Origin of the sequence: Pseudoxanthomonas sp., from assembly GCF_036845285.1 — a bacterium.
GTDB lineage: Bacteria > Pseudomonadota > Gammaproteobacteria > Xanthomonadales > Xanthomonadaceae > Pseudoxanthomonas_A.
This window is the reverse complement of record NZ_DAIUEE010000004.1, coordinates 261687-287835: the sequence shown is the minus strand read 5'-3', so window position 1 is coordinate 287835 and position 26149 is coordinate 261687. Positions and strand designations below refer to the sequence as shown.

The following is a 26149-nucleotide window of genomic DNA, read 5'->3' as shown; positions in this document are numbered from 1 at the left end:
CCCTTCGTAACCGCAGCGTTTCCGCCGTGGTGAGCCGCCTATTATGGCGGGTTTTCCTGTTTCGTCAACACCTTTTTTCGAAGTTGTTGGCGATTCGTTTCCCTCCGCTTGGCGCCCAGCCGGTTCGGCAAGGCCCTGTGCGTCGGGGGAGGGAAAGTATGGCCGGTTCCTTCGGTTTTTGGAAGGGGGCGGACGGGAAATTTTCACGTGGCGTCCACCGCCACTCAGGCACGCCTCAGCCGGCAACCAGCCTGACCCGGGCGAAGTTGCGTTTGCCGACCTGCAGCACGCCCTCAAAGCCCGGGGGCAACTGGAGGGCCGCATCCTCGACGATCTCGCCGCCGACCCTGACCGCGCGCTCCTTGAGCTTGCGGTTGGCTTCCGAGTTGCTGGGCGTGATGCCGGCGGCCGTCAGGAGTGCCGCGATGCGGATGCCCTCCTGCGGGACGACGACATCCTTCAGCTCCAGCAAGGAGGTATCGCCCTGGCCGGTCACGACGGCATGCCAGCCCGCGATGGCCTTCTCGGCCTCGCCCGCATCATGGAAGCGAGTCGCGAGTTCGCGTGCCAGCCGCAGCTTCACGTCGCGCGGGTTCAATGCGCCGCCAGCGACGGAAGACTTCAGCGAGGCGGCGTCTGCCACGCCGATCTCGAAGCTCAGCAGTTCGATCCAGCGCCACATCAGGTCGTCGCCGATCTTCATGGTCTTGGTGACGATGTCGATGGCCGGTTCGCTGACGCCTATGTAATTGCCCAGCGACTTGGACATCTTGTTGACGCCGTCCAGGCCCTCCAGCAGCGGCATGGTCAGGACGATCTGCGGCGCCTGGCCGTGATGCTCCTGCAGGCCGCGCCCCATCAGCAGGTTGAACTTCTGGTCGGTGCCGCCGAGTTCGACGTCCGCCTGCAGCGCCACGGAATCGTAGCCCTGCACCAGCGGATACAGGAACTCATGGATGGCGATCGACTGCTGGGCGGCGTAGCGCTTGGCGAAGTCGTCGCGCTCCAGCATGCGGGCGACGGTGTGCTGGCCGGCGAGGCGGATCATGTCTGCCGCACCCATCTTGCCGAACCATTCGGAGTTGAAGCGGACCTCGGTCTTCTCCCGGTCCAGCACCTTGAACACCTGGTCCTCGTAGGTCCGGGCGTTGGCCAGCACGTCCTCGCGGGTCAGCGGCTTGCGGGTGACGTTCTTGCCGGAGGGATCGCCGATCATCCCGGTGAAGTCGCCGATCAGGAAGACGACCTGGTGCCCGAGGTCCTGGAACTGCCGCATCTTGTTCAGCAGCACGGTGTGGCCCAGATGCAGGTCCGGCGCGGTGGGGTCGAAGCCCGCCTTAACGCGCAGCGGCCGGCCCCGCTTCAGGCGGGCCTCCAGGTCTTCGGACTTGAGGATTTCGTCGGCACCACGGCCGATCAGGGCAAACGCTTCTGCAGAGGACACGGGAGGACGGTTCCAATAGGGGCCACGTGAAGGCCAAGTCAGTGACGTGAAGCTACCGTTAAAACGAAGTAAACAGTGATACCAATCAAAAAAGCTATTTGACTCAATGGTTTGACGCGAAGTCTTCGCGTGTCTATGGTACGCGGATTGGGGCTTTGCCTTGGCCCCGGGATGCAACCTTGATGCAAACTCATGGGGGCGGCAACAGCCGCAAGCAACAATTCCGGGACCGCCTTGGGGTGCTGCGCGATACCGCCATGAAGCGGCATTTGCCGGAAGGGCGCTGGACGCGCCGCCACTGGATCCACGCCAGCCTGTTCACCACCATCGGCGTGTTGATGGCGACCATCGTGCCGGGCTTCTCCAGCGCGATCCAGGCACCGATCTCGGAACCACGCAATACGCTGCTGCTCGATCTGCCGGAATTGTCCGCGGCGCGCCAGGCCGGCACTGCCGGCGACAGCTGGCAGGTCGTACGGGTGAAGCCGGGCCAGACGATGGGGGCGATCTTCGAGGAACTGGGCATTCCGGCCGCCACCCTGCACCGCATCCTGGACAATGCCGACGCCAAGAAAGCGCTGACGCGACTGAAGCCGGGTACCGAGATCGCCTTCGACCTGCCCGTCACCGGCGGCCTGCGCACGCTGCGTTACGACCGCGACCCCAGCCATCGCATCGAATTGCTGGTCGGTAACGACAAGGTCACCGAGCGCGTGATCGCGCGCGAGACCACCACCCGCACCGTCGTGCTGAGCGGCAAGGTGGGGCGCTCCTTGAACCGCTCGGCGCGCAAGGCGGGCCTGACCTCGGCCAACATCAATTCGATGACGGACGAGATCTTCAAGTACGACATCGACTTCAACTCCGACCTGGGTCCGGAAGACCGTTTCAGCGTGGTGGTCGAACAGACCTGGCGCGAGGGCGAACTGATCAGCACGGGTCCGGTCCAGGCCGCCACGTTCACCGTCGACGGCAAGCTGCATTCCGGCTTCCGCTTCACCCGTCCGGGCGGCAAGCCGGAGTACTTCACCGCCGCCGGCCGGCCGCTGAAGAAGAACTTCATCCGCATGCCGATCGCGTATGCGCGCATGAGTTCGAAGTTCGGCGCGCGCCGCCATCCGGTGCTGGGCACCATGCGCATGCACAAGGGCGTGGACTACGCCGCGTCGACGGGCACGCCGATCATGGCCGCCGGCGATGGCCGCGTGCAGTTCGCCGGCTGGCAGGGCGGCTACGGACGCACGGTGATCCTCGATCATGGCCGCGGCCACACCACGCTGTACGCGCACATGTCGCGCATGGGCAACATCAAGCAGGGCCAGCGCGTGGCGCAGGGTACGGTGATCGGCTACGTCGGCACCACCGGCCTGTCGACCGGCCCGCACCTGCATTACGAATTCCGCATCAACGGCGTGCACCGCAATCCGCTGTCGGTGACCATGCCGCCGCCGGAGCCGCTGGCGGGCGCGCAGCTCGCGTCGTACCGCACCTACACCGCCAATGCGCTGGCCCGCATCCGCACCGTGGAAGACATCATCTACGCCGATATCGGCCCGACGGACGACGCCAAGAAGCCGGCGACCGTGGCTGCTGCGAAGGCGGCAACCGGCAAGGGCGGCAAGGGCTGATCGCCGTCCGCGTGGCGGGATGACTGAAAAGGCGGGACACTGTCCCGCCTTTTTCTTCGCCTGACGGTTTCGCATGACCCACGCCGCCGATGCCATCCCCGTCGCGCTCTACCTGGGCCTGATGTCCGGCACCAGCGCCGACGGCATCGATGCCGCGCTGGTGCGCTTCGACGGTGAGGGCCGCACCCTGCGCTGCGAACTGGTGCATGCCCGCACCTTCGGGTGGGACGCGGCCCTGCGCGCGCACCTCGTCGCGCTCGGCCAGGGCGCGGACACGGTGTCGCTGGACACCCTGGGTACGCTGGACGGGCGCATCGCGCAGGCGTTCGCGGAGGCCGCGCTCGCGCTGCTGCAGGAGGCCGGCGTACCGCGCGGCCACGTCCACGCGATCGGCTCGCACGGACAGACCATCCGTCATCGCCCGCATGCGGAACCACCGTTCACCTGGCAACTCGGCGACGGCAATGTCATCGCCGAGCGCTGCGGGATCGCCACGGTGGCCGACTTCCGTCGCCGCGACGTGGCGGCAGGCGGCCAGGGCGCGCCGCTGATGCCGGCCTTCCACGCCGAGCTGCTGGGTTCTCCGCACGAGGACCGCGCGGTACTCAATCTCGGCGGCATCGCCAACTTCACGCTATTGCCGGTCGCCGGCGATGTCCGCGGCTTCGATACCGGTCCGGCGAACGCGCTGATGGACGCCTGGTGCGAGCGCCATACCGGCCGCGCCTACGATGCCGACGGCGCCTTCGCCGCCAGCGGACAGGTCATCGCGCCCCTGCTGGCCCGCCTGCTGGCCGACCCGTGGTTCGCGCTGCCGCCACCGAAGAGCACGGGGCGCGAACATTTCCACCTGGACTGGCTGCAGGCCCGCATGGACGACGCCGGCGTCGCGCCTGCCGACGTGCAGGCCACGCTGCTCGAACTCACCGCGCGTACCGTGGCGGACGCCCTGCAGATGACGCAGCCGGACACGCGGCGCGTGCTGGTGTGCGGCGGCGGCGTGCGCAATCACGTGCTGATGGCGCGTCTCGCCGCTTCCCTGCCGCAGGCCGTCGTGGAATCGACGGCCTCGCACGGCCTGGACCCTGACTACGTGGAAGCGATGGGTTTCGCATGGCTGGCGCGAGAGACGCTGGCCGGGCGGCCCGGCAACCTGCCCGCCGTCACCGGTGCATCGGGGCGCCGCGTGCTCGGCACGGTGTATCCGGCCTAGAAGCCCTTGCCGGAAGGCACGTCCTTCAGGGCGCTGATGGCCTCGGCCAGTGCGTTGACCTCACGATCATCGAAGCCGCGACGCACTTCCGCTTCGCACGCGAACAAGCCCTGTTCCAGCAAATTGAAGATGGTGTCGTGGATCGGCCAGCCGCGGGCGTGCGAGACGCGCCGGATGCGCTCGGCCAGGATCGGGTCCACGTCCTTCAGCACGATGTCGGTCATTCCGCCTTCCCCCGCCTGCCCCTGCCGGAAACTGTAGCGCAGCCGGTCAAGCCTGCGTATCCGGCGCATCGACGCCCGTGGCGGCTTCATGTCCGTTGCCGAACCGGATGCGCGGCGCCAGCCAGAAGAACAGTACGACGGCCGGCACCGCGACCAGCGCGGTGATCCAGAAATACACGCCGTAGCCGGTCTGCTCGACGATGCCCCCGGAGATCGCACTGAGCAGCTTGCCCGGCAGCATCACCAGCGACGAGAACAGGGCGTACTGGGTGGCGGTGAAGCGCTGGTTGACCAGCGCGGACAGGAACGCCACCAGCGTGGTGCCCTGGAACCCCTGCGCCAGGTTTTCGCCGGAAATCACCAGCGTCAGCTTCCACACATCACCGTCGGCCCCGATCAGCCAGACATACAGCAGGTTGCTGACCGCGCCCAGCACGATGCCGGCCAGCAGCGGCCATTTGACGCCCCAGCGCGCGATCGCGATGCCGGCCAGGAACACGCCGCCCAGGCCCACCCAGATGCCGTAGAACTTGGTGACCGTGGCGATCTCGGTCTTGGTGAAGCCCTGGCCGAGATAGAACGGCGCCATGATGCCGCCGCCCAGCGACTGGTCGGAAATCTTCGCCAGCAGGATGAAGGCCAGCAGCGCCAGCGCCAGCGCCGGGCCAAAACGGCGGAAGAAATCGAGGAACGGCTCCACCACGCCTTCCTGCAGGCCTTCCGCCCACGTGGTCATCCTGACCCGCACCACGCCCGGCTCCGCTGCGACCAGCACCGCGACCACCGGGATCAGCATGAAGACCGCCATGGCGAGGTACACCTGCGGCCACGGCACGTGGTCGGCCAGCACGAGCGCCAGCATGCCGGTGATGATCAGTGCGATGCGGTAACCCAGCGAATACGTGGCGAGCAGCGCACCCTGCGATTCCTGCGGCGCGATCTCGATGCGGTACGCATCCACGGCGATGTCCAGCGTGGCGCCGGCGAACGCCGTCATCAGGGTGACCCAGATGAAGGGCGCCAGTTTCCCGGGCGTCAGGTGCGCCATCAGCAGCAGGCCGACGATGACGATCGCGAGCGCCAGCAGCAACCAGCCGCGACGCTGCCCCAGCCGCCCGAGCAGCGGCAGCCGCCAGCGGTCGACCACCGGCGCCCACAGGAACTTCAGCGTGTACGCCAGGCCGGCGCTGGCGATGAGGGTGATGTTCTTCAGCTCCAGTCCGTTCTCGGTCAGCCAGTAGGCCAGGGTGCCGGCCACCAGCAGGAACGGCATGCCCGAGGCGAAGCCGAAGAAGAACATCGTCCACGCCGACGGCTGCGCGAAGGCCCGCCACACGGAGGGCTTGGCCGGGCGTTCGCTGGCGGGAGTCGTCATCAGGTGTAGTCCACCGTGAAGGGGGCATGGTCGGAGAAGCGCTGCTCACGGTAGATCGAGCAGGCGGTGAGGCGGTCGCGCAACGACGGCGTGACGAACTGGTAGTCGATCCGCCACCCCACGTTGTTGGCGCGCGCGGCGCCGCGGTTGCTCCACCAGGTGTAGTCCTGCCCTTCCGGATGCAGTGCGCGGTACGCGTCGACCCAGCCGCCGTCGTCCACGCACATGCCGTTCAACCAGTCGCGTTCGGGCGGCAGGCAGCCGGAGTTCTTCTGGTTGCTGGTCCAGTTCTTGATGTCCAGCCGGCTGCGCACGATGTTCCAGTCGCCGCACAGCACGTAGTGCCGGCCGCTGCGGCGCCATTCGTCCAACACCGGCGCCAGCCAGTCCATGACCTTGAACTTGAAGCCCTGGCGTTCGTCGCCCGACGAACCGGACGGAATGTAGAACGACACCACGCTCAGGTCGCCGAAGCGCGCCTCGAGGTAGCGGCCTTCCTCGTCGAAGTCCGGCCAGCCCAGCGCCGTGCGGACCTCATCGGGTTCGCGTTTCGCGTAGATCGCCACGCCGCTGTAGCCCTTCTTGGTGGTCGCGTCGCGGAACCAGGCCGTGTAGCCGGCCGGCAGGAATTCCGGCCCGGCCAGCTGGTGTTCCTGGGCCTTGGTCTCCTGCACGCACAGCACATCGGCGTTCTGCTCGGTGAACCAGTCGAAAAAACCCTTGGTGGCGGCCGAGCGCAGGCCGTTGGCGTTGAAGCTGATGATGCGCATGTGCAGGTCGTTCGTCGGAAACCGGGCAAGCGTACCCGAACCGGCGCATTCGACGCGCGGCCTCGACCGAGGGGCGGTTATCCTGTCACCTCACCTGTTCAGTCCCGCCGCCGCCCATGACCGATCACCGCGCCCGCTTCCTCCAGCTCGCACTGCACGCGCAGGCCCTGCGCTTCGGCCAGTTCACGCTGAAATCGGGGCGGCAGAGTCCCTATTTCTTCAACGCGGGACGCTTCGACAGCGGCGCACGGCTGGCCGGCCTGGCCGCCTGTTATGCCGATGCGGTGGATGCGTCGGGCGTGCAGTTCGACCTGCTGTTCGGGCCGGCCTACAAGGGCATTCCGCTGGCGACCGCCGTGGCCTGCGAATTCTCGCGCCGCGGCCGCGACCTGCCGGTGGCGTTCAACCGCAAGGAAGCCAAGGACCATGGCGAAGGCGGCCTGCTCATCGGCGCACCGATGGAAGACCGCCGCGTGCTGATCGTGGACGACGTGATCACCGCCGGCACCGCGATCCGCGAGGCGCTGGGCCTGATCCGCGCCGGCGGCGGTACGCCGGCCGGGATCGTCGTCGCACTCGACCGGCAGGAAGTGCTGGGCGAACCCGGTACCGACGGCGCACGCCGCTCCGCCGCGCAATCGGTGGCCGAGGAAACCGGCGTGCCGGTGATCGCCGTCGCCAGCCTGCACGACCTGCTTGCTTTTGCCGGCGAAAGCGCCGACCTTGTCCACCACCGCGACGACCTGCTGGCCTATCGGGCCCGCTACGGCAGCGCGGCCCAGGACTGACCGCAGTGGGGACTGCCATGACCGTCCGTACCACCTCCTATCTGCTGGCTGCGCTGCTGGTGGCCGCGCCGTTGGCGCACGCCCAGGGCAACAAGGGCGCTGCCGCGCCGGCCAACAAGAAACTCTTCTGCTGGGAAGAGAAGGGCCAGCGCGTCTGCAGCGACGCGCTGCCGGCCGATGCCGTCAACATCGCGCGCGACGAGATCAGTGCGGCCAGTGGACTCCGCACCGGTGGCGTGGACCGTGCCATGACCGACGAGGAACGCGCGCAGGCCGCCGTCGCGGCGCAGCAGCAGCTCATCGACGCCGCCGCCGCGGACATGCGCCGGCGCACCGACGCCGCGATGCTGCTGTCGTACCGCAGCGAGGAAGAACTGCGCCGGGTCTTCAACGAGCGCACGGCCATCGTCGACAACAATGTCCGTACCGCCCGCTACAACACCATCAGCCTGCGCGACGGCCTGATCAGCCTGCTGCAGACCGCAGGCGACAACGAACTGGCGGGGCGCCCCGTTCCCAAGGAAATGGTCGCCTCCATCCACCAGCGCCACGCCGAACTCGTCCGCACCCGCCGCCTGCAGCAGAGCTTCGAGAAGCAGCGCGCGGAACTGGACGTGGAGATCGCCGATATCCTGCAGCGCTTCCGTTCGATGAAGGGCATCACGCCGGAACAGGCGGAAGAGGCCGCGCTGGACTCCGCCGCGCCGCAACCTGCCGCGCCCGTCCGCAGGTAAGCCGGCCGCGCCACCCTGGAAACGACAGCGCCGGGCAATGCCCGGCGCTGTCGTGATGGCCTGTCGCGATGACGATCAGAACGTCATCTTCAACTCCGGTGCCAGCGCCTGCAGGCGCGTGCGGAATTCCGTCTTGATGCGCTCCAGCGCGGCGGTGTTGTCCGCTTCGAAACGCAGCACCAGGATCGGCGTGGTATTGGATGCGCGCACCAGGCCCCAGCCGTCGTCCCAGTCCGCGCGCAGGCCGTCGATGGTGGACAGGCGCGCGCCTTCGAACTCGGCACCGTCGACGAAGCGCTCGACGATGGCGTGCGGCGTGCCGTCCACCACGTCGACCTTGATCTCCGGCGTGGATACGCCGTCCGGCAGGTCGGCCAGCACTTCGGATGGTGTCTCCGTCCGGTTGGCCAGGATCTCCAGCAGGCGCGCGGCCGAGTACAGGCCGTCGTCGAAGCCGTACCAGCGCTCCTGGAAGAAGAAGTGGCCGCTCATCTCGCCCGCCAGTTCCGCGCCGCTCTCGCGCATCTTGGCCTTGATCAGCGAGTGGCCGGTCTTCCACATCATCGGCGTGCCGCCATGGCGCAGCACCCAGCCCTGCAGCTTCCCGGTGCACTTCACGTCGTAGATGATGAGCGCGCCCGGATTGCGTTCCAGCACGTCGGCGGCGAACAGCATCAGCAGGCGGTCGGGGAAGATGATGTCCCCTTCCTTCGTCACCACGCCCAGGCGGTCGCCATCGCCATCGAAGGCCAGGCCGATGTCGGCATCGAACCGCTTCACCGTCTGGATAAGGTCTTCCAGGTTGTGCGGCTCGCTGGGGTCGGGATGGTGGTTGGGGAAGGTGCCGTCGACTTCGCAATACAGCGGAATCACGTCCGCGCCGATCGCTTCCAGCAACTGCGGCGCGATGTCGCCGGCGACGCCGTTGCCGGCGTCCACCACAACCTTCAGCGGACGCTCCAGCTGCACGTCGTCGGCGATGCGCTGGATGTAGTCGGCGGCGATGTCGCGCTGCTGCAGGTCGCCTGGCACGCCCGCGATGTACAGGCGGTTGTCGCGGATGCGTTCGTACAGGTCGGTGATGGCGTCGCCCGACAGGGTCTGTCCGCCGACGACGATCTTGAAGCCGTTGTAGTCCGGCGGATTGTGGCTGCCGGTGACGGCCACGCAGCTGCCCGCACGCAGGTGGTAGGCGCCGAAGTACGCCACCGGCGTCGGCGCCAGGCCGATGTCGATGACGTTGCGGCCCGCCTTGCGCAGACCCTCGATCAGGCCACCGACCAGGTCCGGGCCGGACAGGCGGCCGTCACGGCCGACGACGATGTCGGGCAGGTCTTCGTCGCGCATCACCGAGCCGATGGCCAGGCCGATCAGCTCGGCCACCTCGACACTCAGCGATTTGCCGACGATGCCGCGGATGTCGTAGGCACGGAAGATGCCGGGATCCACCTCGACCGCCTTGCCTTCGGCCTGTCGATAGGCCCCGTCACCGCCCTCCTCGGCGACCACGATGGTGCGCCCGGCGGCGGGGACGGGATCGCGCAGCAGCGCTTCACCCAGGGTCGGCTCATCCATGTCGTGCATCTCGGTCCCTTTCACGCCAAAACGTCCCACACGCATACCGCCGCGTGCGACCAGTGCGGCCACGATCGCCAGGCCGGCCAGCAACGCCGCCACCACGAGTGCCGGAATCGCGCCAAGGCCGAGCGGGCCGGAATCGCTGTCGGGCGCCGCCGTCGCCACGCGCAAGCCGGTCTTGCCCACCGCGTGGGCCATGCGCTCGGCGCCGTCTTCCAGGCGCGTGTCGCCGCGCTGCTGGATCGAGTAGGCGCCCTGGCGCAGCGCCAGGTAGCCGCCGGCCGGCATCGCCACGCCATCAAAGCCCTCGGTCAGGCGGGCCAGCGGCACGCGCACGTACAGCACGCCCTGCGGGACCGCCGCGGCCATGCCGAACGCGGTCTGCTTGCCGTCCTTCACCACACGGGCCGCCACGGCGTTGCCCTGCATGCCCGCTTCCAGCAATGCCAGCTTGCTGAAACCGAAGGTCGCGGCATCGCCATACGCGGCCAACAGCGCGCCATCCAGGATCTCGACCTGCTCTGCGTCGGCCCACCCCTCGCGGATGGCGGCGACGGCGGCCGCCGTATCGTTCGCCGCCAGCGCCGCCTTGACCGGCGCGGACGCCAGCCGCTGTTGCAGCTGTTTGACCTGTGCCGCATGACTGGCCTGCACGACCTCGACCGCCCGGTCGCGCGCGCGCTCCGTGTCTTCCAGCAGGCCGGCATCTCGCCACTGGCGGACACCGCTCCAGGCCAGCAGGACAGCCAGCAGGGCGAGCAGCACCGCCAGTTTCGGCAACGCGCTGCGCAGGTCGCCCACGGGAATCCGCACGCGGTTCTCGTTCGTCGTATTCATCGGTTTGTCCCCTGTCACCGCACGCCGGTGTGGCCGAAGCCACCCGTCCCCCGTGCGCTGTCGGCGAAAGTATCCACCACTTGCAGGCTCACGCGCACGACCGGCAGCACCATCACCTGGGCGATGCGGTCGCCGGGCTGGATGGTGAAGCTCTCGTGCCCCCGGTTCCACACGCTGATCAGCAGCGGCCCCTGGTAATCGGCATCGATCAGGCCGGTGCCGTTGCCGAGCACGATGCCGTGGCGGTGGCCCAGGCCGGAACGCGGCAGCACCACCGCGCACAGGTGCGGGTCGCCCAGGTGCAGGGCGATGCCGCTGGGCACCAGCGCCGCATCGCCCGGCTCCAGCACCAGCGGCGCATCGAGCGCCGCGCGCAGGTCCATGCCCGCGCTGGCCTCGGTGGCGTAGGCCGGCATCGGCCACTCGTCGCCGAAGCGGGGATCCAGCAGTTTCACTTCCACCGCGCGCGCTGCGCTCATGCGTTCAATCGCTCCACGATCAGGTCGATCAGTTCGTCCGCCAGCCGGGTCTTGGGCGCGGAGGCGAAGCTGCGCTCGCCGTCCTTCCAGTAGGCGGTCATCGCATTCTGGTCGCTTTCGAAACCGCCGTCGGCGATGCCCACGCGATTGGCCACGATCATGTCCAGCCGCTTGGCGTCCAGCTTCTTCCGTGCGTACTCGGCCACGTTGTTGGTTTCGGCGGCGAAGCCGACCACCAGTTTCAGCGCCTGCGTCTGCGCGGCGACCTCGGCCAGGATGTCGGGCGTGCGTACCAGGTCCAGCGCCAGCGACTCGCTGGACTTCTTGATCTTGTTGGCGGCCGGCTCGCGCGGGGTGTAGTCCGCCACGGCGGCGGCACCGATGTAGATGTCGGCCGGCAGGGCGGCGAACACGGCATCGTGCATCTGCGCGGCCGAGCGCACGTCCACGCGGTTGACCCCGGCCGGCGTGGCCAGATGCACCGGCCCGGCGACCAGGGTGACGCGGGCGCCGCGCTTGGCGGCGCTGGCGGCGACGGCGAAGCCCATCTTGCCGCTGCTGCGGTTGCCCAGGTAGCGCACGGGGTCCAGGTCTTCATAGGTCGGGCCAGCGCTGACCACGACCTTCAGCCCGGCCAGGTCCTGCGGTTCCGCCGGTGCGGCGGCGCCCTGGCCGACCAGGGCGGCGACGATCTGGTCCGGTTCGGCCAGCCGGCCGGGACCGGACTCGCCCTCGGCGAGCGGGCCGTCGTTCGGACCCACCACCTGCACGTCGCGGCTGCGCAGCGTGGCCAGGTTGGCTTGCGTGGCCGGGTGCTGCCACATGCGGTGGTTCATCGCGGGCGCGATCGTGACGGGCGCGGTGGTCGCCAGGCACAGCGTGGTCACCAGGTCATCGGCCAGACCGTGCGCCAGGCGCGCCATCAGGTCGGCGGTCGCAGGCGCGACGATGACCCGGTCGGCCCAGCGTGCCAGTTCGATATGTCCCATCGCCTGCTCGGCGGCGCTGTCCCACAGCGTGGTGCGCGTGGGCTGCCCGGACAGGGCCTGGAAGCTCAGGGGCGTGACGAACTGCTGGGCGCCTGCGGTCATCGCGACCTGCACCTCCGCGCCCGCATCGCGCAGCCGGCGCACCAGTTCCAGCGCCTTGTAGGCGGCGATCCCGCCGCCCACGCACAGCAGCAGCCGTTGCCCCGCCAGACCCCGCGTCTTGTCCGATCCACTCACGTCGGCCCATTCCTACGTCGATACAGGCGATTAGCTTACCCGAACGCCCCGTGACGCCCGATGCGTGCGGACATGCGGGCGGACGATGCTGCAGCCATGCACATCCGCGACTGGCCCCACGACGAACGTCCCCGCGAGAAGCTGCTCGCCCGCGGCCCCGCCAGCCTCAGCGACGCGGAACTGCTGGCCATCTTCCTCGGCTCGGGCCTGCGCGGACGCGACGCCGTCGCCACCGCCCGCGAGCTGCTGGCCCAGCATGGTCCGCTGCGCGCCCTGCTGGAGCGCCCGCCGGCCGAACTGACCGCCCTGCCAGGCCTTGGGCCGGCCCGGGCCTGCGCCATCGGCGCCGCGCTGGAACTCGGCACCCGCCTGCTGCACGCCTCGCTGGCCCGCGGCGACGCCATCGGCGACCCGGAGGCAGCCGGCCGCTACTTCGCGCACCGGCTGCGCGGCCGCCCGCACGAGGTGTTCGCCGCCCTGTTCCTCGATACCCGCCATCGCGTGCTGGCCTTCGAAGAACTGTTCCAGGGTTCCGTGGACAGCGCGGAGGTGCATCCCCGCGAAGTGGCCCGGCGCGCGCTGGCGCTGAACGCCACGGCGCTGATCGTGGGCCACAACCACCCGTCAGGCTGCGCGGAACCCTCGGCCGCGGACCGGGCGGTGACCCAGCGGCTGAAGCAGGCACTGGCCCTGGTGGACGTGCGCCTGCTGGACCATTTCGTCGTCGGCGACGGGCCGCCGCAGTCGATGGCCGCGCGCGGCTGGGTCTGACACGGGCATCGCTGAACCGGCCGATCCCACGCAGGGACCGGGAAAACCTAGAATAGGCGGTTCCCACGCAACACGACGGTCTTCCGTGAAAGCTTCCCTCCGCGCCTTGATCGCCCAGGGCATCGATGCCCTGCGCGCCGCCGGCACCCTGCCGGCCGACACCGCCACGCCGGATTTCGTGGTCGAGCGGCCCAAGACCCGCGAACACGGCGACTTCGCCACCAATGCCGCGATGCTGCTGGCCAAGGCCGCCCGCAGCAACCCGCGCGCGATCGCCACGGCGCTGGTCGCGGCCCTGCCGGCCAGCGACGACGTGGCGAAGGTCGAGATCGCCGGCCCCGGCTTCATCAATTTCCACCTCGGCCCCGGCGCCTACCAGCGCGAAGTGGCGACGGCGCTGGCGCAGGGCGCCGCCTATGGCCGCAACGACAGCGGGCAGGGCCGCACCGTGGGCGTCGAGTACGTCTCGGCCAATCCGACCGGTCCGCTGCATGTCGGCCATGGTCGCGCCGGCGCCATCGGCGACTGCATCGCGCGCGTGCTGGCCGCCAACGGCTGGGATGCGAAGCGCGAGTTCTACTACAACGATGCCGGCGTGCAGATCGACAACCTCGCCCGCTCCACCCAGGCCCGCGCGCTCGGCAAGACGCCGGACAGCGAGGGCTGGCCGGAAGATGGCTACCGCGGCGACTACATCGCCGACGTGGCGCAGGCCTACCTCGATGGCGATTCGGTCGAGGTCGAGGGCCACGTGGTCACTGGCGAAAAGGATCCACAGGACCTCGACGCGATCCGCCGCTTCGCCGTCGCCTACCTGCGTCGCGAACAGAACCTGGACCTGGCCGCGTTCGGCGTGTCGTTCGACCGCTACTTCCTGGAGAGTTCGCTGTACGCCGACCAGAAGGTCGAGGAAACCGTGCGCAAGCTGGTCGCCTCCGGCCATACCTACGAGGAAGGCGGCGCGCTGTGGCTGAAGTCCACCGACTTCGGCGACGACAAGGACCGCGTGATGCGCAAGTCCGACGGCAGCTACACCTACTTCGTGCCGGACGTGGCCTACCACCTCAGCAAGTGGCAGCGCGGCTACGAGCGCGCCATCACCGAACTGGGTGCCGACCACCATGGGTCGCTGGCCCGCGTGAAGGCCGGCCTGCAGGCGCTGGGCGAGGGCATTCCGCAGGGTTATCCGGAATACGTGCTGCACCAGATGGTCACGGTGATGCGCGGCGGCGAGGAAGTGAAGCTGTCCAAGCGTGCCGGCAGCTACTTCACCCTGCGCGACCTGGTCGAGGAAACCAGCGCCGATGCGACGCGCTGGTTCCTGATCGCGCGCAAGCCGGATTCGCAGCTGACGTTCGACATCGACCTGGCCCGCCAGCAAAGCAACGACAATCCGGTGTTCTACGTGCAGTACGCGCACGCCCGCGTCTGCAGCCTGCTGCGACAGGCCGGCGAGAAGGGCTACACGTACGACCAGGCGAACGGCTTGGCCCACCTGGCCCTGCTCGATGACGAGACCTCGCTGCAGTTGATGGTGGAACTGTCGCGCTATCCGGAAGTGGTGGAGGCCGCCGGCGAATCGCTGGAGCCGCACGTCGTGGCGCAATACCTGCGCGAGTTGGCCTATGCTTTCCACACGTGGTACGCCGGCACGCCGGTGCTGATCGACGACGCGGCCGCGCGCGATGCGCGACTGGCGCTGGCCTTGGCGGTACGCCAGGCGCTGGCGAACGGACTGGACCTGTTGGGCGTCAGCGCGCCCGAGAAGATGTGAGCGGAGAGCAGTAGATGGCAGCAAGGCGCGGCAAGAACCAGGCCACCCGTAACTCCGGCCATGCCACCCCGCCATGGGTGTGGCTGGTCCTCGGCCTGCTGATCGGCCTGGCGGTGTATTTCATCGTGCCCGGCCTCGGCAAGAAGGACGGCGACGGCTTCTTCCGTCCGCAACCCAATCCCGATGCGCAGCCGGCACCGATCGACAGCGCCGACGTGGAATCGGTCGTGCCCGACGCACCCTCCGGCGACACCCCGGCCACCGCCACGACGCCCGGCGAATCCGCACCCAAGGAAACGCAGTACGACTTCTACACCCTGCTGCCCGGCAAGGAAGTGCAGATGTCCGACGCGGAACTGGCGGCCAGCGCACGCGAAGAAGACGCCCGCAAGGCGCGCGCGGCGTTGAACGGCCAGGCCACGACGCCCGTCGCCGCGGCGCCGACCACCGGCACCGCGCCGGCCCAGCCGACGCCGATCAACGAAACCGAACCCGCGCGCACCACCGAAGCACCGCGCGCTGCGGACGTCGCGGCAACGCCCAGGCCGGCGGCGACCGTGGCCAGCACCGATGCCGGCGCGCGCTACATCCTGCAGGCCGGCGCCTTCGGTGCCTCCGGCGATGCCGAAGCCACCAAGGCCAAGATCGCCATGCTCGGCCTCAGCGCCCGCGTGGAATCGGCGCAGATCAATGGCAAGACGGTGTACCGCGTGCGCATGGGGCCGTACGGCACCGCCAGCGAACTGGCCGAAGCGAAACAGAAGCTCGCCAGCGGTGGCCTGCCGGCGATGGCGGTGAAAGCGCAGTGAGCGTCGCGCGGCCGACATGGCAGCGCCTGATGCTGGCCACGGCCGCGGCGATGGTCTCGCTGCTCGTCGCCTCGTGGCTGGTCGGGCGCGTGCTGCCCTCCGCATGGCAGGAGGTGGTGCAGACCCGCTGGGGATTCCTCACGCCGGCCAGCTACCTCGTCACAGCCGCCTGCATGGGGTTGGGCGGCGCACTGGCCGGCCATCGCTTCCTGATCGTCGCCGTCGGCCTGACGCTGGCCGTGTGGATCGCGACACTGTCGGTGCTGGCCGGCATCGCCGGCTCGGCCTCGGACATCGCCTACCCGCTCGGTTACCTGCTGCGGACGAACGCGCTGAGCGCGACGCTGTCCGTGGCGGCGGCCGCGTCCGGCACCTGGCTGGGCACCCTGTGGTACACGCGGCAGACGGCGCGACGCTGACCACGATCCCCTGTTCGCTTCCCCCAAGGAATCCGCATGACCCGCATCGCCCTCATCACCGGCGCCACCTCCGGCTTCGGCGCCGCCGCCGTCCGTCGCTTCGCCGCCGCGGGCTGGCGCGTGGTCGCGACGGGGCGACGCACCGAGCGCCTGCAGGCACTGGTGGACGAAATCGGCGCCGACAAGGTGCATGCCGCCGCCTTCGACATCCGCGATGAAGCGGCGATGGACGCCGCCCTCGCCGCGCTGCCGGAAGGCTTCCGCGACATCGACCTGCTGGTCAACAACGCCGGCCTCGCGCAGGGCACGCTGCCCGCGCAGCACGCCCTGCTGTCGGACTGGCGCACCATGATCGACACCAACGTCACTGCGCTGGTCGTGCTGACGCACCGCCTGCTGCCGCAGCTGGTCGAACGCAAGGGCGCCATCATCAACATCAGCTCGGTCGCCGGCGTGTATCCGTATCCGGGCGGCAATGCCTATGGCGGCAGCAAGGCCTTCGTCAGCCAGTTCTCGCTCGGCCTGCGCAGCGACCTGCACGGCACCGGCGTGCGCGTGACGACGATCGAACCCGGCATGGCCGAAACCGAATTCACCCTGGTGCGCACGCACGGCGACCAGGCCGCGTCGGAAAAGCTCTACACCGGTGCGAATCCGATGACCGCCGAGGACATCGCCGAGTCGATCTTCTACGTCGCCACCCTGCCGCCGCACCTCAACATCAACCGGCTGGAAATCATGCCGGTGACGCAGTCGTTCGCGGGATTCCAGGTGGCGCGCGACTGAAGTTCGTGGCGTGCGCCATGCGCACGTCACGCGGCATCGGGCATCCTGAGGTCGTGCGCGCAGCGCACGCTACGCCAGGGGCCAGATTTAACCACCCGAACCGGCTTGCAGCCCATCGGTGATAGGTCTGATCGCCCGCCGTGAAGACGGGCGCCACGTAGCGTGCGCCATGCGCACGTCACGGGGTATCGGGCATCCTGAAGTCGTGCGCGCAGCGCACGCTACGACAGCGGTTCGTCCGACAAGTAGGTGTAGCCGGTGAGGCCCGCTTCCAGCGCATCCGCCAGCCGTTGCGATTCCGCCGCCGGCAATCCGGCTTCTTCCACGCGCTGGCGATAGACGGCGCGCAGATCGGCGAGCTGGTAGCCGACGTAGTCGAGCATCACGTCGGTGGTGTCGCCGCGACGCTGTTGGGCGATCAGATAACCATTGCCGGCATCGGCACTGACTTCGACCGCATCGGTATCGCCGAACAGGTTGTGGATGTCGCCAAGAATTTCCTGGTAGGCGCCGACCAGGAAGATGCCGAGGCGATAGCTCTCGCCCGGCTTCATCGCGTGCAACGGCAGCGAGGAGTCCAGGCCCTCGTTCTCGACGTAGGTCTTGACCATGCCGTCCGAATCGCAAGTCATGTCGGCGATGATGCCGCGCCGCGCCGGCGCTTCGTCCAGGCGCTCGATCGGTACGATCGGGAACACCTGGTCGATCGCCCAGACATCGGGGATCGATTCGAACACGCTGAAGTTGACGAAGTACTTGTCGACCAGACGCTCGTTGAGTTCGTCCAGCAGGTCGCGATGGCTGCGCTCGTCACTGCTCAAGCGCGCACGCACGGCGTGTGCGATGGCGTAGAACAGGTCGTCGATGCGCGCACGGTGGACCAGGTCGATCTGGCCCAGCGCATACAGCGACAGGCCTTCGCTGTGGTGGTGCTGCGCTTCGTGGAACAGTTCGACGGCCGGGCGCGTATCCAGCTCGCCATGGATTTCGCGCAGGTGGCGGATCACCGCCGGTTCGTCGTCATGCGACGGCGGCACGCGGCCTTCCGGCGCCTGCTCGACTTCCGACACGTTGACCACCAGCACGGCGTGGTGCGCGGTCATGGCGCGACCGCACTCGGTGACGATGCGCGGCGGCGTCAGGCCATGCTGCTCGCAGGCTTCGGCCAGCGGCTGCACGATGTTGCTGGCGTACTGGCCGATGCCGTAGTTGATCGAGCAGTAACTGCGCGAACGGGTACCTTCGTAATCGATGCCGAGGCCGCCACCGACGTCGACATGGCTGATGGTGGCGCCCAGTTTCGACAGCTCGACGAAGTACCGCGTCGCCTCGCGCATGCCGTTGGCGATGTCGCGCACGTTGCTGATCTGCGACCCCATGTGGAAATGCAGCAGGCCCAGCGTGTCCTGCAGGCCCGCCTCGCGCAGTTGCTTCCACAGGTCCAGCACCTGGCGCGGCGACAGGCCGAACTTCGCCTTGTCGCCGCCACTGTTCTGCCATTTGCCGGCGCCCAGCGTGGCCAGCCGCATGCGCACGCCCAGGCCCGGCTTCACGCCCAGCGCGCGCGACTCTTCGATGACCAGCGCCAGCTCGGACGGCTTCTCGATGACGATGAAGGTCTGCAGGCCCAGCTTGCGGCCGATCAGCGCCAGGCGGATGTATTCGCGGTCCTTGTAGCCGTTGCAGACGATCAGCCCGCCGGGGCGCGACAGCGCCAGCACGGCCATCAGTTCGGGCTTGCTGCCGGCCTCCAGGCCGAAACCCTCACCCGCATGCGAGGCCAGCGTGCCCGCGACGCCGCGATGCTGGTTGACCTTGATCGGATAGACCGCGGTGTAGCCGCCCTTGTACTCCCAGTCGGCCTGCGCCTGCGCGAACGCGGCCTGCAGCTTGCCGAGGCGGTCGCCGAGGATGTCGGGGAAGCGCACCAGCAGCGGCAGCTGCGCGCCCTGCGCGCGCGCGGCGTCGACCACCTCCGGCAGCGGGATCAGCGGACCCTGCGCGCCCTTCGGCGACACCACGATGCGGCCGGCGGCGTCCACGTCGAAATACCCTTCGGCCCAGTGCGGGACGGAGTAGGTCTTGCGGGCGTGGTCGGTGGACCAGATGGGGCTGGAAGTCATGGCTATTCGCTGGGCTGGCGCGTGGCGACGCGTTCGTCGATACCGTAGCGGGGAGTCCACTGCGGCGCGGAGGCGCATTCTACAGGCTGCGGTCACATGGGTCCGTTACAATGCGCGCCCGTCATCCGCCCCCTCCTCCGCTTGCGGGGGAGGGTCGGGGTGGGGGCAATCGAAGCACGTCGCGCCTGTCGATGCAGCGTGCGTAAGGCCATGCGATCCGTTCGCCCCCATCCCAACCTTCCCCCGCATGCGGGGGAAGGAGCCGTCCCCTTCATCCGAGGAATCTCCCCATGACCGCCAACGACACCTGGTTCATCGAACACTTCTCGCACACCGGCTCGGCCATCGGTTTCCGCACCACCGGCAAGCTGGACGAGGTGCAGTCGCCGTTCCAGAAGATCGAGATCTACGACAGCACCGACTGGGGCAAGTTGATGGTGATCGACGGCGCGATGATGCTGACCACGCGCGACAACTTCTTCTACCACGAGATGATCAGCCACCCGGTGCTGTTCACCCACGCCGCACCGAAGCGCGTGGTGATCATCGGCGGTGGCGACTGCGGCACGTTGCGCGAAGTGTTGAAGCACCCGGGCGTGGAGAAGGCCACGCAGTGCGACATCGACGAGCAGGTCACGCGCATGGCCGAGAAGTATTTCCCCGAGCTGTGCGAGTCGAACAACGATCCGCGCGCCGAACTGCTGTTCGACGACGGCGTGGCGTACATGGCCAACTGCGAACCCGGCAGCGTCGACGTGGTCATCGTCGATTCGACCGACCCCGTCGGCCCGGCGGAAGGCCTGTTCAACAAGGCGTTCTTCGAGAGCTGCCATCGCGCGCTCAAGCCGGACGGCCTGCTGGTGCAGCAGTCGGAGTCGCCGCTGGCGCTGCTGGACCTGATCAAGGACATGCGCGCCGAGATGGGCAAGGCCGGTTTCCAGTCGTTCAAGACGCTGCCGTTCCCGCAGCCGTGCTACCCGACCGGCTGGTGGAGCGTGACCATCGCCAGCAAGGCGGCCGGCGCCGACTTCGCGTTCCGCCAGGCGGACGCCGCGGCCAAGCCGTTCGACACGCTGTATTACACCGCGCACCTGCACACGGGCGTGCTGGTCGCGCCGCCGTTCGTGGCGAAGGCGCTGGGCGAGTAGGCACCAAGACGCGCGTACCAAAAAAGCCCCGCAATGCGGGGCTTTTTTGTCTCGATTCATTCTGCGGCGCCAAAACGCTTCATTGTCGCTGTGATCTGAACTGCTCGAAGAAGGCATAGTCGATCTCGATAATCTGCTTGGGCCGCACACCCAGCCCGACATCCTCGAAAAGAGATACCAGTCGATCTCCGTCCACAAGCTCTATGGGAATGACGCCATCACGGGCAGCCTCCATCTCCGCGTCAGACGTGAAACGCCCTGTAGTTATGAACACGCCTTTCTCCGCACGTCCCAGCAAAGCGTTGCGGAATTCTCCGACAGCAGCCCTACCCACAACATCCTTATAGCGCTTAGCCTGAAATGCCACCTTGAGACTGACGAACGCACTTAATCTCAGAACACCATAGCCATCAATCCCGCCATCCCTGGATTTTTGCGTAACAGACACCGACTCAAAGCCATGTTCACGCAGCAGGCGCTCGCACACGAGCTCAAAGCCATAAGGCGGCAAGGACTGGAGCACCTCAAGTAACGACTGTTCTTGCTGCTCATCTAAAGGAAGCTCATCCACAGGCAGTGCAATCGTGCTCTCTGCCTCTGCCGGGAGGCGGCGTGTCTCTTGGTATTGCTTCACCGTGGACAGAAAAATCGCTCGACTGGAAGCGTCGTCAAGATGAGTTTTCCATCCCAGCGGTGTCAGCGTCCAAACTCCCCTGCGCGAGTCATCTATCAGTCCCTGCCAGACCAAGTACTGTCTGGCCCATTGAACCTGATTATGGAATCTGTTTGCCCCGGACTTGATCGTCAGATCCGTGATTTCCGGCGGCAAGTCCAACGTCTTTGCAATCCAACTCGACACTTCTTTCGGCTTGGCGGACCCACCGACCGAGCGAAGACAGTCAAGCAACGGCCCCATCCAGCGAACGAACTCGGTCGTTCCTTTAGTCCGCTTGCTCACAGCGCGTCAGCATCCAGTTCACCCGTCCGGATGCGCACTACCCGCTCCAGGTCATAGACGAACACCTTGCCGTCGCCGATCTTGCCGGTACCCGCCGCCTTCACGATGGCTTCGACCACCTGCTCCGCTTGGTCGTTGGTGACCGCGACCTCCAGCTTCACCTTCGGCAGGAAATCCACCACGTACTCGGCGCCGCGATACAGCTCGGTGTGGCCCTTCTGCCGGCCGAAGCCTTTCACTTCGGTGACGGTAATGCCGGCGACGCCGGATTCCGCCAGCGCTTCGCGCACGTCGTCCAGCTTGAACGGTTTGATGATCGCCATGACCATTTTCATGCAAGGTGCTCCCATCGATGCTGCCCGCAGGATAGCGCGACGCGACGGCGTGCGGTTGCGGCTGCGGGCCGTATCGCGGTTCAATGGCCGCCTCGCCGCCGGATTTTCCCGACAGCGCTGCGCAGCGAATCCCGATGGCCGGCACGGCGTCGGCCTCGCAAGCTCGATGCACTGCCGGAGAACAGACATGATCGACCTCAACCACATCGACGACCTCGCCCGCCGCCTCAGCCAGCTGGTGCCGCCCAGCCTGCGCGACTCGCAGGAAGAACTGCAGCAGACTTTCAAGTCTGCGCTGCAGGCAGGCTTGGCGAAGCTGGACCTGGTGACGCGCGAGGAGTTCGACGTGCAACAGGCCGTGCTGCTGCGCACGCGCGAGAAGCTGGAAACGCTCGAACGCACCGTCGCCACGCTGGAAGCCCAGCTGGCCGACAAGCCCGCCCAGTCCTGACCCCGCCGCCATGAGTCTGGCCCTGGTGAACAGCCGGGCACGGGCGGGCGTGTCCGCGCCCCCGGTCCGGGTGGAAGTGCACCTGTCCGGTGGCCTGCCGTCCACGCAGATCGTCGGCCTGCCCGAGGCCGCGGTGCGCGAAGCGCGTGACCGTGTGCGCGCCGCGATCCTGTGCGCGCAGTTCGAGTTCCCGACACGCCGCATCACCGTCAACCTCGCGCCGGCGGACCTCCCCAAGGATGGTGGACGTTTCGACTTGCCGATTGCGCTTGGCATCCTCGCCGCCAGCGGACAGATCCGTCGTGAGGCGCTGGCGGAGTACGAATTCCTCGGCGAGCTGAGCCTGACCGGCGAACTGCGCGCCGTGGATGGCGTGCTGCCGGCGGCGCTGGCTGTCGCCGCGTGTGGGCGGACGCTCGTCGTGCCGGAACCCAGCGGTGCCGAGGCGGCGCTGGCGCAACAGGGCCGGGCCTTCACTGGACGCACGCTGCTGGAGGTGTGCGCCCTGCTGGAGGGCCGCAAGGTTTTGCCTTCCGCCGTCGCACCACCACCGATGCCATCCTCCATCCCCGACATGATGGACGTGCGGGGGCAGGTAATGGCGCGCCGCGCACTGGAGGTGGCCGCTGCCGGTGGCCATCATCTGCTGCTGATCGGTTCTCCGGGATGCGGGAAGACGCTTCTGGCATCGCGCCTGCCGGGCCTGCTGCCAGAGCCCGACGACACCGAGGCGATGGAGAGCGCCGCCATCGCCTCGGTCAGTGGCCGTGGACTGGATCCGGCACGCTGGCGACAACGGCCCTACCGCGCGCCCCATCACACCGCCAGCGCGGTGGCACTGGTCGGTGGTGGCGCGCAACCACGGCCCGGCGAAATCTCGCTGGCACACAATGGCGTGCTCTTCATGGACGAACTGCCCGAATGGTCGCGGGCCGCACTGGAAGTGCTGCGCGAGCCGCTGGAATCAGGCACCGTCACCGTCTCGCGCGCCGCGCGGACCGCCGAGTTCCCCGCACGCTTCCAACTTGTCGCCGCGATGAACCCATGCCCCTGCGGCTGGGCCGGCGATGCCAGCGGGCGCTGCCGCTGCGGCCCCGACGTGGTGCGTCGCTATCGCAGCCGCCTCTCGGGACCATTGCTGGACCGCATCGACCTGCACGTGCACGTACCGCGCCTGCCTCCGCATGAATTGCGCCCCGATGCACCGGACGGCGAATGCACGGCCGCGATACAGGCCCGCGTGATTGCAGCGCGTATGCGGCAGCACGCCAGGTGCGGCCGCCCCAACGCACGCATGGGACAGGCCGAGACGATGGCGCATTGCCGCCTGTCGGCACGCGACCAGGCGTTGCTCGAACGCGCGGTCGAGCGCCTGCAACTCTCCGCGCGCAGCCTGCATCGCATTCTTCGCGTGGCGCGGACTATTGCGGATCTGGCCAGCAACGACATCATCAGCACAGCGCACCTGACCGAAGCGCTGGGTTACCGGAGTCCTGAGCGTTCCGCCTGACGGCAGCACGCCGGGCAATCAGTTGCAGCTGCCGGGTCCCAAGGGAGAACGGCTGCACTCCAGATTGCGCTTGCCCATCTGCACGCGGACGTCCTCGCGCTCGGCACGACGCTCTGCCACCGTCTTGCAGATGGTCTGGGGTCGGTTGCTGCCGATCGGTCGGTGCCGCTCGCACACCATCCGCTCGTCTTCGGCTGCGTTGACGATCGCCTCGATCGACTCCAACGCATTGAACAGCTCGATCTGCTGCTCCTCCTTCAACTCGGTCGTCTGCGCCACGCCCTCGGTCAGCCGCATCACCACCGCTTGCCTCTGCCGCAGTTCAGAGCGACGCGCTTCGCTCAGGTCCTTGTAGCGCCCCGATCGCAACTCGGCTTCCACGCGGATCTGCTCCTGCTGCTTCCGGATCGCATGCGCATCAGTGTTCGCATGCTGGGTGTTGGAAAACGCCGGTGCGGCAGCCAGCAGGCTCACGACCAAGCCGATGATAAGGTGTCTCCGCATACCTGCTCCCCTCCCACGGTCAGGTGACGTTAGCGCGTGATCGATGACGGGTCCAGTGCCCGAACCCTGCGGGCCACGCTCAGCCCTCTGTATGCTGTACCGACGCCGCGATGGCCCTCGTCCGCGCTCGTCCCAATCCGCCCAAGGAGACGCCCATGCGTAGTTTCTCGTTTCCCGCATCCCTGCTGCTGTCGACGGCGCTAGCCACAAGCCTCGCCGCCCACGCTGCCCCCACCGCCGCCGACCGCATTGCCGGCACCGAGCTGATCGCGCGTGATGCGCTGTTCGGCAATCCCGAGCGGGCGAACGTGCAGATCAGCCCCGACGGCAAGTACCTCAGCTGGGTGGCCGCCGTCGACGGCGTACTCAACGTCTGGGTCGCGCCGGCCGACAATCCGTCGCAGGCGAAGGCCGTCACGCAGGACAAGGCACGCGGCATCCGCAGCTATTTCTGGTCCTACCAGCCCGACACGCTGCTGTACCTGCGCGACAGCGGCGGCGACGAGGATTTCCACCTGTATGCGGTGGACCTGAAGACCGGGCAGGCGAAAGACCTGACGCCGTTCCCGAAAACCACCGCCCAGGTGGCCGGTGTCAGCCCGACGCAGCCCGGCACGATCCTGATCGGCATGAACGACCGCGACACCAAGTGGCACGACATCTACAAGGTCGACCTGGCCAGCGGCAAGCGCACGCTGCTGGAGAAGAACGAATCCGGCATCGGCGGCTACATCGCCGATGCCGACTACCAGTTGCGCTACGCCACGCGCTCGCGCCCCGACGGCGGCACCGACGTGCTGAAGCGCGGCGCGGCCGGCGGCTGGGAGAAGGTCGAGGACATCCCGTTCGAGGATGGCCTGACCACCAGCCCCGGTGGCCTGACGCTGGACGGCAAGACGTTGTATTTCACCGATTCGCGGGGCCGCAACACCGCCGCGCTGTTCGCGGTGGACGTGGCCAGCGGCAAGCGCACGCTGGTGATGGAGGATACGCGCGCCGACGTCGGCGGCACACTGGCGGATCCCGCCACCGGCAAGGTGCAGGCGGTGTCGGTGGATTACCTGCGCGACGAATGGAAGGTCGTCGATCCGGCGATCCGCGCCGACCTGGAAAAGCTGGAGGCGATCGGCCCGGGCGACGTGTCGGTCAATACGCGCACGCTGGACGACAAGACCTGGATCGTCGCGTACTCGGCCGCCGAAGCGCCGCTGGTCTACTACCGCTACGACCGTCCGGCGGGCACGCTGACCAAGCTGTTCTCCGCGCGACCGAAACTCGAAGGCAAGCCACTGGTGCCGCAGTGGCCGGTGGAAATCGCTTCTCGCGACGACAAGACGCTGGTCAGCTACCTGACCCTGCCGCGCAGCGCCGATGCGAACAACGACGGCAAGGCCGATGCGCCGGTGCCGATGGTGCTGCTGGTGCATGGCGGTCCGTGGGCGCGCGACTCCTATGGCTATGGCGGCTACAACCAGTGGCTGGCCAACCGCGGCTACGCGGTGCTGTCGGTCAACTTCCGCGGCTCCACCGGTTTCGGCAAGGACTTCACCAACGCCGGCAACGGCGAATGGGCCGGCAAGATGCACGACGACCTGGTCGACGCCGTGCAGTGGGCGGTCGAGCAAGGCGTCACCACGCAGGACCAGGTCGCCATCATGGGCGGCAGCTACGGCGGTTACGCCACGCTGGCTGGTCTGACGTTCACGCCCGACGCCTTCGCGTGTGGCGTCGATATCGTCGGTCCGTCCAACCTCAACACCCTGCTCAGCACGGTGCCACCGTACTGGGCCAGCTTCTTCGAACAGCTGGCCAAGCGCATGGGCGATCCGCGCACCGATGCCGGCAAGGCCTGGCTGACCGAGCGCTCGCCGCTGACCCGCGCGGACCAGATCAAGAAGCCGCTGCTGATCGGCCAGGGTGCCAACGACCCACGCGTGAAGCAGGACGAGAGCGACCAGATCGTCAAGGCGATGACGGCGAAGAAGATTCCGGTGACCTACGTGCTGTTCCCCGACGAAGGCCATGGCTTCGCGCGTCCGGAAAACAGCAAGGCGTTCAACGCGGTGGCCGAAGGCTTCCTCGCCCAGTGCCTGGGTGGCCGCGCAGAACCGATCGGCAAGGACTTCGCCGGCTCCAGCATCAGCGTGCCGACCGGTGCCGCCGACGTGCCGGGCCTGGCCGATGCATTGAAGGGGCACACGCAGGAAGTGAAGAAGTAAGCCGGTTCTTTCTTCCCGCAATGCCAGAAAGAGAAACGCCGGCGCA

General features: G+C 67.9%; 24 protein-coding genes. 13 read left to right on the top strand and 11 right to left on the bottom strand.

The genetic code is table 11. The features are described 5' to 3' along the window. Positions 1 to 235: 235 nt before the first annotated feature. Complete coding sequence (tyrS, locus tag V7060_RS07620; protein ID WP_334178637.1) at positions 236 to 1444, bottom strand: tyrosine--tRNA ligase; 1209 nt, start codon at positions 1442 to 1444, stop codon at positions 236 to 238. Between the two features lie 182 nt (positions 1445 to 1626). On the opposite strand from tyrS, the gene V7060_RS07615 reads away from it, so the two are divergent. Beyond that, positions 1627 to 3072 (top strand): peptidoglycan DD-metalloendopeptidase family protein, encoded by a 1446-nt coding sequence (locus tag V7060_RS07615; protein WP_334178636.1) that lies wholly within the window; start codon positions 1627 to 1629, stop codon positions 3070 to 3072. Between the two features lie 73 nt (positions 3073 to 3145). Beyond that, complete coding sequence (locus tag V7060_RS07610) at positions 3146 to 4285, top strand: anhydro-N-acetylmuramic acid kinase (RefSeq protein ID WP_334178635.1); 1140 nt, start codon at positions 3146 to 3148, stop codon at positions 4283 to 4285. Here the strand turns inward: V7060_RS07610 and V7060_RS07605 are convergent. From V7060_RS07605 to V7060_RS07595, 3 genes are read right to left on the bottom strand one after another with little or no spacing between them, the layout of a single operon-like run. Further along, positions 4282 to 4509: a hypothetical protein gene (locus V7060_RS07605; protein WP_334178634.1), complete on the bottom strand. Its 228-nt coding sequence runs from the start codon at positions 4507 to 4509 to the stop codon at positions 4282 to 4284. The two genes, V7060_RS07610 and V7060_RS07605, sit on opposite strands and share 4 nt — an antisense overlap. A 46-nt stretch (positions 4510 to 4555) precedes the next feature. Next, complete coding sequence (locus V7060_RS07600; protein WP_334178633.1) at positions 4556 to 5884, bottom strand: MFS transporter; 1329 nt, start codon at positions 5882 to 5884, stop codon at positions 4556 to 4558. After that, on the bottom strand, positions 5884 to 6654 hold the full coding sequence (locus V7060_RS07595; RefSeq protein WP_334178632.1) for an exodeoxyribonuclease III: 771 nt from the start codon (positions 6652 to 6654) through the stop codon (positions 5884 to 5886). The genes V7060_RS07600 and V7060_RS07595 overlap by 1 nt, the downstream gene beginning before the upstream one ends. A gap of 116 nt (positions 6655 to 6770) precedes the next feature. On the opposite strand from V7060_RS07595, the gene pyrE reads away from it, so the two are divergent. Both pyrE and V7060_RS07585 read left to right on the top strand, forming a co-directional pair. Further along, positions 6771 to 7442 (top strand): orotate phosphoribosyltransferase, encoded by a 672-nt coding sequence (pyrE, locus tag V7060_RS07590; protein WP_334178631.1) that lies wholly within the window; start codon positions 6771 to 6773, stop codon positions 7440 to 7442. A 17-nt stretch (positions 7443 to 7459) separates the two neighbouring features. Continuing rightward, positions 7460 to 8176, top strand: coding sequence for a hypothetical protein (locus V7060_RS07585; protein WP_334178630.1), 717 nt, complete (start codon positions 7460 to 7462; stop codon positions 8174 to 8176). Between the two features lie 75 nt (positions 8177 to 8251). On the opposite strand, the gene V7060_RS07580 is transcribed toward V7060_RS07585, so the two are convergent. The 3 genes from V7060_RS07580 to coaBC are packed head-to-tail and all read right to left on the bottom strand — an operon-like array spanning position 8252 to position 12296. Beyond that, positions 8252 to 10591, bottom strand: coding sequence for a phosphomannomutase/phosphoglucomutase (locus V7060_RS07580; RefSeq protein WP_334178629.1), 2340 nt, complete (start codon positions 10589 to 10591; stop codon positions 8252 to 8254). A 14-nt stretch (positions 10592 to 10605) separates the two neighbouring features. Then, a complete protein-coding gene (dut, locus tag V7060_RS07575) occupies positions 10606 to 11070 on the bottom strand; it encodes a dUTP diphosphatase (RefSeq protein WP_334178628.1) in 465 nt (154 codons plus the stop codon). After that, complete coding sequence (gene coaBC, locus V7060_RS07570; RefSeq protein ID WP_334178627.1) at positions 11067 to 12296, bottom strand: bifunctional phosphopantothenoylcysteine decarboxylase/phosphopantothenate--cysteine ligase CoaBC; 1230 nt, start codon at positions 12294 to 12296, stop codon at positions 11067 to 11069. The genes dut and coaBC overlap by 4 nt, the downstream gene beginning before the upstream one ends. A 96-nt stretch (positions 12297 to 12392) precedes the next feature. Between coaBC and radC the strand changes: the two genes are divergently transcribed. From radC to V7060_RS07545, 5 genes are all read left to right on the top strand, one after another. Further along, positions 12393 to 13067 (top strand): DNA repair protein RadC, encoded by a 675-nt coding sequence (radC, locus tag V7060_RS07565; protein ID WP_334178626.1) that lies wholly within the window; start codon positions 12393 to 12395, stop codon positions 13065 to 13067. 85 nt (positions 13068 to 13152) lie between these two features. Further along, on the top strand, positions 13153 to 14841 hold the full coding sequence (gene argS, locus V7060_RS07560; RefSeq protein WP_334178625.1) for an arginine--tRNA ligase: 1689 nt from the start codon (positions 13153 to 13155) through the stop codon (positions 14839 to 14841). A gap of 14 nt (positions 14842 to 14855) precedes the next feature. Next, positions 14856 to 15650 carry an SPOR domain-containing protein gene (locus tag V7060_RS07555; protein WP_334178624.1) on the top strand — a complete coding sequence of 265 codons (795 nt, stop codon included), beginning with the start codon at positions 14856 to 14858 and terminating at the stop codon, positions 15648 to 15650. Continuing rightward, positions 15647 to 16069 (top strand): hypothetical protein, encoded by a 423-nt coding sequence (locus V7060_RS07550; RefSeq protein WP_334178623.1) that lies wholly within the window; start codon positions 15647 to 15649, stop codon positions 16067 to 16069. Before V7060_RS07555 ends, V7060_RS07550 begins: the two co-directional genes overlap by 4 nt. 36 nt (positions 16070 to 16105) lie before the next feature. Then, a complete protein-coding gene (locus V7060_RS07545; protein ID WP_334178622.1) occupies positions 16106 to 16855 on the top strand; it encodes an SDR family NAD(P)-dependent oxidoreductase in 750 nt (249 codons plus the stop codon). Positions 16856 to 17076: 221 nt separating this feature from the next. Here the strand turns inward: V7060_RS07545 and speA are convergent, their stop codons facing one another. After that, a complete protein-coding gene (gene speA / locus V7060_RS07540) occupies positions 17077 to 18978 on the bottom strand; it encodes an arginine decarboxylase (protein ID WP_334178621.1) in 1902 nt (633 codons plus the stop codon). A 290-nt stretch (positions 18979 to 19268) separates the two neighbouring features. On the opposite strand from speA, the gene speE reads away from it, so the two are divergent. Further along, complete coding sequence (speE, locus tag V7060_RS07535; protein ID WP_334178620.1) at positions 19269 to 20126, top strand: polyamine aminopropyltransferase; 858 nt, start codon at positions 19269 to 19271, stop codon at positions 20124 to 20126. A 79-nt stretch (positions 20127 to 20205) separates the two neighbouring features. Here the strand turns inward: speE and V7060_RS07530 are convergent, their stop codons facing one another. Both V7060_RS07530 and V7060_RS07525 read right to left on the bottom strand, forming a co-directional pair. Beyond that, complete coding sequence (locus tag V7060_RS07530) at positions 20206 to 21084, bottom strand: restriction endonuclease (protein ID WP_334178619.1); 879 nt, start codon at positions 21082 to 21084, stop codon at positions 20206 to 20208. Continuing rightward, positions 21081 to 21419, bottom strand: coding sequence for a P-II family nitrogen regulator (locus tag V7060_RS07525; RefSeq protein ID WP_334178618.1), 339 nt, complete (start codon positions 21417 to 21419; stop codon positions 21081 to 21083). The genes V7060_RS07530 and V7060_RS07525 overlap by 4 nt, the downstream gene beginning before the upstream one ends. A gap of 187 nt (positions 21420 to 21606) precedes the next feature. Here V7060_RS07525 and V7060_RS07520 point away from each other — a divergent pair, with 187 nt between their 5' ends. Next, positions 21607 to 21870, top strand: a complete 264-nt coding sequence (locus tag V7060_RS07520; RefSeq protein WP_334178617.1) for an accessory factor UbiK family protein — start codon at positions 21607 to 21609, stop codon at positions 21868 to 21870. Between the two features lie 10 nt (positions 21871 to 21880). Beyond that, positions 21881 to 23380: a YifB family Mg chelatase-like AAA ATPase gene (locus tag V7060_RS07515; protein WP_334178616.1), complete on the top strand. Its 1500-nt coding sequence runs from the start codon at positions 21881 to 21883 to the stop codon at positions 23378 to 23380. A gap of 18 nt (positions 23381 to 23398) precedes the next feature. Here V7060_RS07515 and V7060_RS07510 read toward each other — a convergent pair whose 3' ends face one another. Next, entirely contained in the window at positions 23399 to 23884 is a 486-nt protein-coding gene (locus tag V7060_RS07510) for a hypothetical protein (RefSeq protein ID WP_334178615.1), read from the bottom strand. A 155-nt stretch (positions 23885 to 24039) separates the two neighbouring features. Here V7060_RS07510 and V7060_RS07505 point away from each other — a divergent pair, with 155 nt between their 5' ends. Then, complete coding sequence (locus tag V7060_RS07505; protein WP_334178614.1) at positions 24040 to 26103, top strand: S9 family peptidase; 2064 nt, start codon at positions 24040 to 24042, stop codon at positions 26101 to 26103. Positions 26104 to 26149: the final 46 nt, after the last annotated feature.